Here is an 11497-nt window from a genome sequence, read left to right as displayed (position 1 = left end):
AGCCCTTGTCTGGCGACTGAGCGATCGGCCCCGTGCGTCAGGGCAACAATTTGGGCACGCCCAGCTCGGCGTAAGGCGACTGGCGCCACTGCCGCGAACCCACCACGGGCAGCGCCGCAGCGCCTGGCAACATGTTCAAAGCGCTCAGGCCCGCGTCTTGAGTCAGCGGCCCGCCGCTGCGCAAACCAAGGATCTGCGCCGTGGAGGGCACAGCCGTTTTGGCCAAAGCAGGCACGCTGTCTTGCATGCGCTGGGTGGTCTGGATGACCGAGGACAGCACTTTGGCGTAATTGGGCGCCGTGGCATAACCGGCTTGCTGCAATGCGGAAGCAAAGGCCTGCGGGTCGCCCAGGTTGCGCATGGCATTGGCATAACGCGGGCTCTGACTGATCAGTCGGGCATAGTCGTTGAACGACTCTTCATAGCTGCCATAAGCCCGAAACTGCCCGCGCACTTTTTGGGCCGCGCCGTTGATGAATTCTGTGGTCCAGATCTCGGCTACCGGCCCCTTCCAGTTGGCACCAGCTCGGATGCCAAACAGGTTGTGCGATGTGCGGCCATCGTCAAACCGGATTTCGTGTTTGCCCCAGCCTGTTTCGAGCGCGGCTTGCGCCACCATGAAGGTGGCCGGAATGCCACTGCTGGCCTGGGCCTGGCGAGCGGCTTGCACGTGTTGGGCCAAAAAAGCCTTCGCGCCGTCCGATACCGGACCGTCTGAAGAGGCCGCCACGCGGCTGGCAGGTGCCGTGGGGTTCGCCCCGCGTCCCGCCCAAGCGGTGTTGGGAGTGTCGGGTTGCAAGACCTCGGCCATCGCCAAAGTCGAGGCCGACGACAAATCAATCCGTTGGTCCGGGTAAATCAGGTTGGCATTGGGAATGCCATTGTCAGCAGCCACTTTGAGTGCCACCCGGTACAACTGATCACCCGAGAGCTGCAGCGAGGCATGCGAGGCCTGTAAGCGTTTTTGAATCAAACCACTGAGCGTGTCGCCCGCGCGCACCGTCACCACCTCACCCGGCTGAGTGACTTGGGACAAGGTCTGAGAAAATGCCCCTTGCGTGCCCGAACGCGCAGACGTGCCCAACTGGCGGTCCGATGATTCGGACGCCTGAGGGGTGAACGGCGTTAAAGCAAGCAAGGTCATGGCATCATGGGCAACCGGCACAAGAGGCGCTCGGACACCGAAAAAGATTGACGGATATTCCACAGTCAGCTCAACAAAAGCAATTTTTGAGCCAGAAATCACGTCAACCCAATCCAAAATATCAACACCTAAGTGGTACAAATACGCCTTACTTGATTGAACGGACGTACTTTTTGAAACAGGTCTTTTGTCGTTTCTTCGCCGCACTCGTTGTGGCCTGCTGGTCGCTCAGCGTCACCGCTGCGCCGGACATGGCGCTGTTGCGCGTGAGCGGCCCCAGTCAACCGGCCGAGTTCAACTGCCCGAGCCACAAGTCGAAAACCTTGCCGGGCACGCCGCGCCCCAGCCCAACCACGGTCGAACCGGCGCCGCCGAGTTTCACTCAGACCTACGCAGCGCCAGCCCACAGCCACACACCAGGTCTCAAGGTCGGTCTTTGGGGAGACAGCCACACAGCCTCTGGCACTTTCACAGACAGCCTGCTGGACGCGCTGCGCCTGCCCCGTGGCCAAACCCGCCCGAGCTTCATCGCCCCGACCTTTGGCGTCAAGGGCATCCGACACCCCCTGCGCCGAGCCTGCCTGGGTGAGAACTGGCACCTGAACATGGCCTACCGCACGCCGAATGAAGGCACGCAGGCCTATGCCAAATCACTGGCCAGCCTGGGCACCGAAGACGCGGGCGCGTTCATGTGGCTGGATTTTCGTTACCCCGACGCCCAGACCCGGCTGAAATGGGTAGACCTCCACTTTTCCAAAGACAGCGCCGAACGCAGCCTGGTGTTGGGCGTCACCGTCGACGACGGTCCAGAAGCCACGGTCAACCTCGGACCAGGTGACATCAAACGCCTGCGGGTGCAGGCAGACCAAGGCTTTGCCACGCTGCGCCTGCGGCTCATTGCAGGTCAAATCCGCATCGACGGGCTCGCACCGGTGTATGAGGACAAAACCCAGGTCATTCTGGACGTCTTCAGCATCCCCGGTGCCACCGCCAAGGGCTGGCGTGTGGTCGACACCGCCCACCTGCGCCAGCAAGACCCACTGGAAAGCGGCTACGACGTGGTCATCTTGCAATCGGGCACCAACGAATCACTGGACCCGGACTTCAAAGCTGCCGTTTATGAAAGCCAGCTCAACGCCAGCCTCACGCGCCTGAAAGCCGCCTACCCCCGAGCGCGCTGCGTCCTGATTGGCCCGCCGGATGCCAGACGCTCTGCCAACACCCTGCGACTGATCAACGACAGCCAGTACCGCCTGGCCATGGCCAAGGGCTGCACCCACTGGCACTGGCAAAAAACCATGGGCGGCCCAGGCGCCTCTGTACAGTGGCTCAGCCAAGGCCTGATGCAAACCGATCTGCTGCACCTCACGCCAGCAGGCTACGAACAAAGCGCCCGCAGCTTTGTGAGCGTGGTGCCGATCAAGCCGCGTTGAAGCCGCCACAGATGGCAAAACAGAGGGCGCGACATCGCCATCTCGGACAGGGTCAGCAGCGCGTGATGGTGGTGATTTCTGAGCGGACGGAGTAAATCAATCGCGGGCTTGACGTGAAGCCTTGATCTTCGACTGCATGGACTTGCCCTCCAGCCTCCGCTGCACCGAGCCATAGGTCGGCTTGGTGGCTTTGCGGGGTTTTGGGGGCTTGGCGTAGAGGTCTAGCGTTTCATAAAGCCTCGCCCATGCATCCACGCGGTTGGCTTCTTGGGTGCGGTGTTTTTGGGCTTTGAGGATGAACACGCCTTCGAGCGTGAGGCGGCTATCGCCCGACTCGAGCCAGCGTTGCTTGACGTCGTCGGGCAAGGAGGAACCCGCCACATCGAAGCGCAGTTGGATGGCACTCGAGACCTTGTTGACGTTTTGCCCACCCGGGCCTTGCGCCCGGATGGCGCTCAGCTCGACTTCACTGTCGTCGATGTGCAAAGCGTGCTTCATATTTGCTGTCTTTTTTCTGTAGGAGGTCGCCCCTGCGGCCGAACAAATAATGTGGCGAGAAAGTCATTCGCGAGCAGGGGCTCGCTCCCACGCAGTCCCCCTTATTGCTCTAACTTATGTTGGTGAGTTATGAGCGGACGGTCTAAATCACCCAGCGTTGATTGACACCCTTATGGGTAGCGAGTCTTAGTGCCGATGCGGTCAGTTTATGCGTGCCAGTTGACCCACTGCAAACCAGCGACGCGTGAAAACTCGCGCACATTGCGCGTCACGAGAGTGGCCTGGTGGCGAAGTACTGTCGCAGCTATCAGCGTATCGTGTGGACCGATAGGAGTGCCTGCCGCTTCAAGGGCTACACGGATACGAGCGGCATTTGCCGCACACTCGGCATCGAACGGCAAGACCTGCACCGGTCGCAAAAATCGAGTCAGCGCCTCAAGCCTAGGCTCGGCCGCTGCTTGCGGTAGGCGCTGCAAACCGTAGCGCAATTCGTAGACCACAATGGCTGGCACCCCCACGTTGGCCGGATCCAAAGCCTGTAGACGCGGGACCACCTGAGGATCACCGCGGAAGTAATAACTGATGGTGTTGCTGTCAAGAATCAGCATGGCTGACCATCAAAAAATCAGTCGAGGCGCATCTGTACCTCGCGTTTGAGACGGGTCCTGCAAGGGGAAGTCCGGAAACCGACCCGCCAGTGCCAAACAGTCTTGCGGCCAATCTTGAGCAGCGTGCTTGCGGATGATTTCCGCAACCCATCGACTTTTGGAGACCCCATTGGCTTTGGCCGCCTGCTCGACAAGCGCCTGCGTGGCGTCATCCAGATACAAGGTGATTTGCGACATATCCACCTCCTTTAGAAATATATGTGCAAGTATATGTGGACAGTCGGCTTTTTTGCAAGCCAGCTCATGCGTTGCCTATTGCAGCGGTCCCTTGAGGTTTTCCGGAACGGGCAAGGCCATGACATCGATGCCTTCATCGAGCAAGGCCTCGGTTTCTTCGCGGGTGGCTTGGCCGCGGATGCTGCGTTCTTCGCGTTCACCGTAGTGGATTTTGCGGGCCTCTTCGGCAAACTGGGGACCGACATCTTCGGTGTTGGCCATCACGTGGCGCACCATGTTCATCATGGCCACTTGCATCTGCTGCAAGGCACCGGGCGCCATGGGCAAATCGGGTTTGGGGCCGCTCAGGTTTTGCGTCGCTGGCACCGCCGAGACCGAGGCACTGGAAGGTGCGGTATCTGACACCGGCGAAGCAACCGGGGCGATACCGTGGCCCAGATTCAGGCGAGGAGCCGAGAGCATTTTGACAATCTCACTGTCGTTGCACACCGGACAGGTGACCAAGCCTCTTGAACGTTGGCTGTCGTAGTCATCTTGCGAGCCAAACCAGCCTTCAAAGCTGTGGCCCTGCGAACATTGAAGATCGAGGACTTTCATGGGCGGTGTGTTTCAGGTCAAGGATTGCCAGGTCAGCGGCCAATGGCCTGACAGGGTATTTTGCAACCAAAGCGCACCGGTGAGGGTTTTGGCATCGGTCACTTGCCCGTTCTGGCACCAGGCCATCAACTGCATGGGCGTGGCCGTGAACACATCCAGGAATTCTTCGGCATCGAGTTGGCGCTCGCCAAGACTCAGGTCTTTGGCAAACCAGATCTCGATCACCTCGGTTGAATACGCAATCACCGGGTGCAGAACACCTGCCCTCGCCCACTGGCGTGCGGTGTAGCCGGTTTCTTCTTGCAGCTCGCGCTGGGCGCACAACCAAGGATCTTCACCCGCATCGAGCTTGCCGGCTGGGAACTCGATCATGACCTGCCCCACTGGGTAACGGTATTGACGCTCCAACACCAGGTGCAAGCCTTCGGGGGTGTCCAGCATGGGTATGACCATCACCGCACCGGGGTGGACCACGTACTCACGTGTGGCCAAGTCTTGGTTGGGCAAGCGAACCGTGTCGCGAAAAGCGTGCAGAAAGTTTCCGCGCAGCAATTCCTGCTGGCTCACCTTGTGCTCGATCAGATGGTCGTCAGACATGCCAGCGAAGTTGAGGGCTGCGCTGCGCTCAGTGTTGGCGGTGCATCAGGTAACGGTAAACAAAACCAGGAAACGCCAGCGTCACAAACATGGTGCCTGTGACGGCGTAAAACTCCCAGCCCTGAGGCGCAATCTGTCCGTTGTGGTTTTCAATCGCCAGACCGATGCCGCCCACCACAAAGTAAAGGACCACCAATTCGATCAAGCGCCAAAACAGCGGTTTGGAACTTCGCTGTGGACCCACCAACAAAATCCGCTGGTTGGCGAAGGGCAAGTTGGCGGCCAGCAGAGCCAGCAACACCAAAATGACAATTTGCGATGAGGTGGACATGGGTTGCGGTCAGATGGCCAACATGCGGGCCACTGCACTGGCGCAAAGCGCCATCAAGGCCCCGGGGAAGATGCCCAGAACCAGCACCAACAATCCGTTGATCGACAACACCACGCGCACGTCGGCATCTGCCGAAACGGTGGTGGCGGTGACTGGCTCGTCAAAGTACATGACCTTGACCACGCGCAGGTAGTAGAAAGCGCCGATCAAGGACATGATCACGGCAAAAATAGCCAAGCCAATGTAGAAGCTTTGACCCGAAACCATCAGCGATTGCAAGACCGACAGCTTGGCGTAAAAGCCCACCATGGGCGGAATGCCCGCCATGGAGAACAGGCAGATCGCCATCACGCCTGCATACAGAGGGCTGCGTTGGTTCAGGCCCGCCAGGTCGGTGATTTCTTCGCTCTCGAAGCCCTGACGCGCCAGCAGCATGATCACGCCGAAAGCTGCCAAGGTGGTCAACACATACGAGACGATGTAGAACATGGCCGAGCTGTAGGCATTGGCGGCCAAGGTGGTTTGGCCGTTGATGACGCCCGCCACAAAGCCAAGCAAGACAAAACCCATTTGTGCAATGGTCGAATAAGCGAGCATGCGTTTGAGGTTGGTCTGGGCAATCGCTGCCAAGTTACCGATCAACAAGGAGCCGATGGCCAGGAGGGACAACATTTGTTGCCAGTCAAAGGCCAAGGGCAGCATGCCCTCGACCAACAGGCGGATCATGATGGCAAAGGCGGCCAGCTTGGGAGCGCCACCAATCATGAGTGTGGCTGCAGTGGGAGCGCCTTGGTAGACGTCAGGAATCCACATGTGGAAAGGCACCGCGCCAATCTTGAAAGCCAGACCTGAAACGATGAAGACCAGACCAAAGACCAACACCTGACGGTTGACTTGGCCAGTGGCAATCGCCTTCATGACCTCAGACAACTCCAGACTGCCGGTGGCGCCGTACATCATGGACATGCCATACAGCAAGAAACCCGAGGCCATGGCACCCAGCACAAAGTACTTCATGGCCGCTTCGGTCGCTTGCGTGTGGTCACGGCGCAAGGCCACCATCGCATAACTCGACAAGGTGAGCAATTCCAAGCCCAAATAGATCACGATGAAGTTCTGACCCGAAATCATGAAGCTCATGCCCAGCAAGGCAAACACGCTCAGGCTGAACAACTCGCCGCCGCGCAGCATGTCGCGATCGGCCGCATAAGGGCGCGAATAAACCAAGGTCACCATGACGGCGAGGGTGGCAAAACACTTGAGCCAGTGGCCCATGGGGTCGCTCACCACCAGACGACCAAAGCCATAAAGGGTCTGACCGGCATCGGCATAGAGGGCGTGCAACAGTGCCACCCCGCCCAAGGACAACAAGGTCAGGACATAAGTGGTGGTGCGCTTGGGGCTTTTCACGAAGAGGTCGGCCAGCGCAATCACGCAAGCCATGACCAGCAACACGATCTCGGGATAAACCGTCATCCAGCTGGAGTTGTCCATCATCTGTGATCTCTCAATTCTTCTAATCAGGCTAAACGTTCAGAACCGCTGCTCAAGGCAGCTTGGACAGGGCCACATGCGTGAGCAAGTCGGCCACCGAGGTTTCCATCACGTCGGTGAAAGGTTTGGGGTAGACACCCATGTACAGCACCGCGGCGGCCAGCAAGGCCAGCATCAGGAATTCGCGGCCATTGATGTCGGTCAGTTCCTTGACATCGTTGTTGGCGACTGGCCCCAAATACACGCGCTTGAACATCCACAGGGTGTAAGCGGCACCAAAAATCAGGGCCGAGGCCGACAGCAAGCCGATCCAGAAGTTGAACTTCACGGCGCCCAAAATGACCATCCACTCGCCCACAAAACCTGCTGTGCCTGGCAAGCCGCAGTTGGCCATGGCAAAGAACAGGGCAAAAGCTGCGAACTTAGGCATGGTGTTGACCACGCCGCCGTAGCTGGCGATTTCACGCGAGTGCACGCGGTCGTACAACACGCCAATCGACAAGAACATGGCCGCCGACACAAAACCGTGGGCGATCATTTGCACGATGCCGCCGGACACGCCCAGCGGGTTGAAGATGAAAAAGCCCAGGGTCACAAAACCCATGTGCGCCACCGATGAGTAAGCCACCAGTTTCTTCATGTCTTGTTGCACCATGGCGACCAGACCCACGTAGACCACGGCCACCAAAGACAAAACGATGATGAACATGCCCCACTCGCGTGCGGCATCAGGTGCAATGGGCATCGAAAAACGCAGGAAACCGTATGCACCCAGCTTGAGCATGATGGCGGCCAGCACGGCCGAGCCACCAGTGGGGGCTTCGACGTGCACGTCGGGCAACCAGGTGTGCACGGGCCACATCGGCACCTTCACGGCAAATGCCGCAAAGAAGGCAAAGAAGAGCAAGGTCTGCACCGAGCCCGACAAAGGCAGTTTGTGCCAGGTCAGGATGTCAAAGCTGCCGTTCGATGCGGTGTACAAATAGATCAGTGCGATCAGCATCAGCAAAGAGCCGAGCAAGGTGTACAAGAAAAATTTGAAGGCCGCGTAAATCTTGTTCGGACCGCCCCAAATACCGATGATCAGGTACATCGGGATCAAAGTGGCTTCGAAGAAGACGTAGAACAAAATGCCGTCCAGTGCACTGAACACGCCAATCATCAGACCCGACAGGATCAGGAAAGCGGCCATGTACTGGTTGACCTTGCGGGTGATGACTTCCCAGCCCGCGATGACCACGATCACGTTGATGAACGCGGTAAGGAGCACCAGCCAAAGCGAAATGCCGTCGACGCCCAAGTGATAGTGCACATTGAAGCGCTCGATCCACGAGGCTTTTTCGACAAACTGCATGGCCGATGAACCGAGCTGGAAGCCCGAGTAAAGCGGCAATGTGACCAAAAAACTGGCGACCGATCCGACCAGCGCCAACCAGCGCACGGCGCGGGCTTGGCTGTCACGACCGAGGGCCAGCAAGACGACACCGAAAGCAATCGGCATCCAGATGGCAAGGCTTAACAATCCCATTTTTATCTTGTCCTCAAAACCGTTAAGCGAGCCAGACGAAATACGTCATCAGCACGAATACACCCAAGATCATGACCAGGGCGTAGTGGTACAGGAAACCCGATTGGAACCAACGCACCAAGCCGGAAACCAGACCCACGACCTTCCAAGAGCCGTTAACCAACAAGCCGTCGATGATGGCGCGGTCGCCCACCTTCCACAGACCCAGACCCAGGCCGCGAGCGCCCTTGGCCAAAATGTTCTCGTTGATCCAGTCCATGAAGTACTTGTTTTCCATGACCACGATCAGCGGACGCAAAGCGCGTGCAAAGAAGGCGGGAACCATGGGGTTGACCAAATACATGTACCAAGCGGTCACCACACCGGCCAGCGCCAGCCAGAAAGGTGCGGTGCTCAGGCCATGCAGCGCCATGGCCACAGGGCCGTGGAACAACTCACCCAACTGCTTCATCGCGGGGTGCTTAACTGCATCGACAAAGATCACGTCTTTGAAGAAGTCGCCGTACAGCATGGGCTGGATGGTCATGAAACCGATCACCACCGAGGGGATGGCCAACAAAATCAGCGGTACTGTGACCACCCAAGGCGATTCGTGCGGTTTGTCATGCCCGTGATCGTCATGACCATGGTGGTCATCGTGGCCGTGGTGCGCGTCCGGGTTCTGGTCGTAACGCTCTTGGCCGTGGAAGACCAGGAAATACATGCGGAACGAGTAGAAGGCGGTCACAAACACACCGGCCAGCACTGCAAAGTTGGCAAAGCCAGCAGCGGGCAAGGTGCTCAGGTGCACGGCTTCGATGATGCTGTCTTTGGAGTAAAAACCCGAGAACAAGGGCGTGCCGATCAGGGCCAATGAGCCCAGCAAGGAAGTGATCCAGGTGATGGGCATGTACTTGCGCACGCCGCCCATCCAGCGGATATCTTGGTTGTGGTGCATGCCCATGATGACGGAGCCGGCACCCAAGAACAGCAGCGCTTTGAAGAACGCGTGTGTCATGAGGTGGAACACGGCGACCGAGTAGGCCGATGCGCCCAAAGCCACAGTCATGTAACCCAGCTGGGACAAGGTGGAATAAGCCACGACGCGCTTGATGTCGTTTTGGATGATGCCCAAAAAGCCCATGAACAAGGCCGTGATCGAGCCGATGACCATCATGAAGTTCAAGGCCGCATCAGACAACTCGAACAACGGTGACATGCGGGCCACCATGAAGATACCGGCCGTCACCATGGTGGCAGCATGGATCAGCGCGGAGATCGGCGTGGGGCCTTCCATGGAGTCAGGCAGCCACACATGCAGCGGAAACTGGGCCGACTTGCCCATGGCACCAATGAACAGGCAGATGCAGATCACGGTGATCAGCATGGCGTCCATGCCAAAGATGTACCAAGGAAAATCAATGGCCGCCAGTTCGTTGGCTTTGGCAAACAGCTCGGTGTAGTTGAGCGTGCCGGTGTAGGCGGCGATCAGGCCAATGCCGAGGATGAAACCGAAGTCACCCACACGGTTGACCAAAAAGGCCTTCATGTTGGCAAAGATGGCGGTGGGCTTGTTGTACCAAAAGCCGATCAGCAAATAAGACACCAAACCCACAGCTTCCCAGCCGAAGAACAGCTGCAGCAAGTTGTTGCTCATGACGAGCATCAACATCGAGAAGGTGAACAGCGAGATGTAGGCGAAAAAGCGGTTATAGCCTTCGTCTTCTTCCATGTAGCCGATTGTGTAGATGTGCACCATCAGTGACACAAAGGTCACCACACACATCATCATGGCGGTGATGCCATCGACCAAGAAGCCGATTTCCATCTTCAATCCGCCCACCACCATCCAGGTGTAGAGGGTCTCGTTGAAACGGGCACCGTCGATGACGCTCTTGAGCGTCATGGCCGACAAGATGAAAGCCACCAGCACACCCAGAATGGTCAGGGTGTGGGACAGGCGACGGCCAATCCAGTTGCCACCGAATTGGGTGCCGAGAACACCGGCCAGCACCGAGCCCACCAGGGGCGCGAGCGGCACAGCCAGCAGCGTGCTTGCGTTGAGGGTTTGACTCATATTCTTGTTAACCCTTGAGCGAATTGAGTTCGTCCACGTTGATGTTGTTCTTGTTGCGGAACAACAGCACCAGGATCGCCAGGCCAATGGCCGATTCGGCCGCAGCCACCGTCAGGATGAAGAACACAAACACTTGGCCGTGCATGTCACCCAGGTAGTGAGAGAACGCGACAAAGTTCATGTTCACAGCCAGCAGCATCAGCTCGATGGCCATGAGCAAAACGATCAGGTTCTTGCGGTTCAGGAAGATGCCGATCACGGCCAATGCGAACAGCATCGCGCCGAGCGACAGGTAATGTCCCAGGGTCAGTGTCATCATTTTTTCACCTCCGCAGCGGGCGCATCAGTTTGTGCAACAGGGGCAGGTGCCGCTTGGGTTGGGGCCATCTTCACCACCTGCATGCGGTCGGCCGCACGCACACGGACCTGGATGGACGGGTCAATCGCTTTGCTGTCCTTGCGCTCACGCAGCGTCAGGGCAATTGCGGCAATCATCGCCACCAACAAAATGGCCGCAGCAATTTGGATCGGCATCAGGTACTCGGTGTAGAGCAAGATGCCCAGAGCCTTGGCGTTGTCCACAGGCACAGCACCCGGGGCCATGGCTGGCGCTTCGGACAAACGGAAACCGGACAACAACACAGCGGCCATCTCCAGGGCCACGATGGCACCCAAAGTGGCGGCAAGCGGGAAGTTTTTCCAGAAGCCCCTGCGCACGGTGTCGATGTGGATGTCCAGCATCATCACCACGAACAAGAAGAGCACCATCACCGCGCCCAGATACACCAGCACCAGCAAGATGGCCAGGAATTCGGCATTGAGCAGGAACCACACCGCAGAGGCTTGCGAGAAAGCCAGCATGAGGTACAGCACCGCGTGCACGGGGTTGCGTGCGGTCACCACCCGGAAGGCAGCAAACAGCAGCACCACCGAGAAGAGGTAAAAGAAACCGGTCTTGACGTCCATAGGTCTGT

The 11497-nt window shown here is 58.2% G+C and carries 13 protein-coding genes; 1 reads left to right on the top strand and 12 read right to left on the bottom strand.

All coding sequences use genetic code 11. The features are described from left to right. Positions 1-37 precede the first annotated feature (37 nt). The gene (gene flgJ / locus ACZ5SR_RS07095) at positions 38-1144 is read right to left on the bottom strand and encodes a flagellar assembly peptidoglycan hydrolase FlgJ (protein WP_464450851.1); all 1107 of its coding nucleotides are present in this window, start codon (positions 1142-1144) and stop codon (positions 38-40) included. A gap of 251 nt (positions 1145-1395) precedes the next feature. Between flgJ and ACZ5SR_RS07090 the strand changes: the two genes are divergently transcribed. Then, the gene (locus ACZ5SR_RS07090; protein WP_464450850.1) at positions 1396-2577 is read left to right on the top strand and encodes a GDSL-type esterase/lipase family protein; all 1182 of its coding nucleotides are present in this window, start codon (positions 1396-1398) and stop codon (positions 2575-2577) included. A gap of 96 nt (positions 2578-2673) precedes the next feature. On the opposite strand, the gene arfB is transcribed toward ACZ5SR_RS07090, so the two are convergent. The 11 genes from arfB to ACZ5SR_RS07035 form a co-directional block, all read right to left on the bottom strand. Then, complete coding sequence (arfB, locus tag ACZ5SR_RS07085; protein ID WP_464450849.1) at positions 2674-3075, bottom strand: alternative ribosome rescue aminoacyl-tRNA hydrolase ArfB; 402 nt, start codon at positions 3073-3075, stop codon at positions 2674-2676. 206 nt (positions 3076-3281) lie between these two features. Next, a complete protein-coding gene (locus ACZ5SR_RS07080) occupies positions 3282-3683 on the bottom strand; it encodes a PIN domain-containing protein (RefSeq protein ID WP_464450848.1) in 402 nt (133 codons plus the stop codon). 9 nt (positions 3684-3692) lie between these two features. After that, positions 3693-3920: a ribbon-helix-helix domain-containing protein gene (locus tag ACZ5SR_RS07075; RefSeq protein WP_464450847.1), complete on the bottom strand. Its 228-nt coding sequence runs from the start codon at positions 3918-3920 to the stop codon at positions 3693-3695. 75 nt (positions 3921-3995) lie between these two features. After that, the gene (locus ACZ5SR_RS07070; protein WP_464450846.1) at positions 3996-4517 is read right to left on the bottom strand and encodes a DUF1178 family protein; all 522 of its coding nucleotides are present in this window, start codon (positions 4515-4517) and stop codon (positions 3996-3998) included. Between the two features lie 12 nt (positions 4518-4529). Continuing rightward, positions 4530-5114 carry an NUDIX domain-containing protein gene (locus tag ACZ5SR_RS07065; RefSeq protein WP_464450845.1) on the bottom strand — a complete coding sequence of 195 codons (585 nt, stop codon included), beginning with the start codon at positions 5112-5114 and terminating at the stop codon, positions 4530-4532. Positions 5115-5142: 28 nt separating this feature from the next. Beyond that, positions 5143-5445, bottom strand: coding sequence for a DUF2818 family protein (locus ACZ5SR_RS07060; protein ID WP_464450844.1), 303 nt, complete (start codon positions 5443-5445; stop codon positions 5143-5145). Positions 5446-5454: 9 nt separating this feature from the next. Then, the gene (gene nuoN, locus ACZ5SR_RS07055; protein WP_464450843.1) at positions 5455-6942 is read right to left on the bottom strand and encodes an NADH-quinone oxidoreductase subunit NuoN; all 1488 of its coding nucleotides are present in this window, start codon (positions 6940-6942) and stop codon (positions 5455-5457) included. A 49-nt stretch (positions 6943-6991) separates the two neighbouring features. Then, entirely contained in the window at positions 6992-8467 is a 1476-nt protein-coding gene (locus ACZ5SR_RS07050; RefSeq protein WP_464450842.1) for an NADH-quinone oxidoreductase subunit M, read from the bottom strand. A gap of 22 nt (positions 8468-8489) precedes the next feature. After that, entirely contained in the window at positions 8490-10523 is a 2034-nt protein-coding gene (gene nuoL / locus ACZ5SR_RS07045) for an NADH-quinone oxidoreductase subunit L (RefSeq protein ID WP_464450841.1), read from the bottom strand. A 7-nt stretch (positions 10524-10530) separates the two neighbouring features. Next, the gene (gene nuoK, locus ACZ5SR_RS07040) at positions 10531-10839 is read right to left on the bottom strand and encodes an NADH-quinone oxidoreductase subunit NuoK (RefSeq protein ID WP_090047883.1); all 309 of its coding nucleotides are present in this window, start codon (positions 10837-10839) and stop codon (positions 10531-10533) included. Next, a complete protein-coding gene (locus tag ACZ5SR_RS07035) occupies positions 10839-11489 on the bottom strand; it encodes an NADH-quinone oxidoreductase subunit J (RefSeq protein ID WP_464450840.1) in 651 nt (216 codons plus the stop codon). Before ACZ5SR_RS07035 ends, nuoK begins: the two co-directional genes overlap by 1 nt. Positions 11490-11497 lie beyond the last annotated feature (8 nt).

This window comes from Limnohabitans sp. TEGF002, assembly GCF_055395845.1.
Note: the sequence above shows the minus strand (reverse complement) of the source record. Positions and strands in the feature narration are given on the sequence as shown.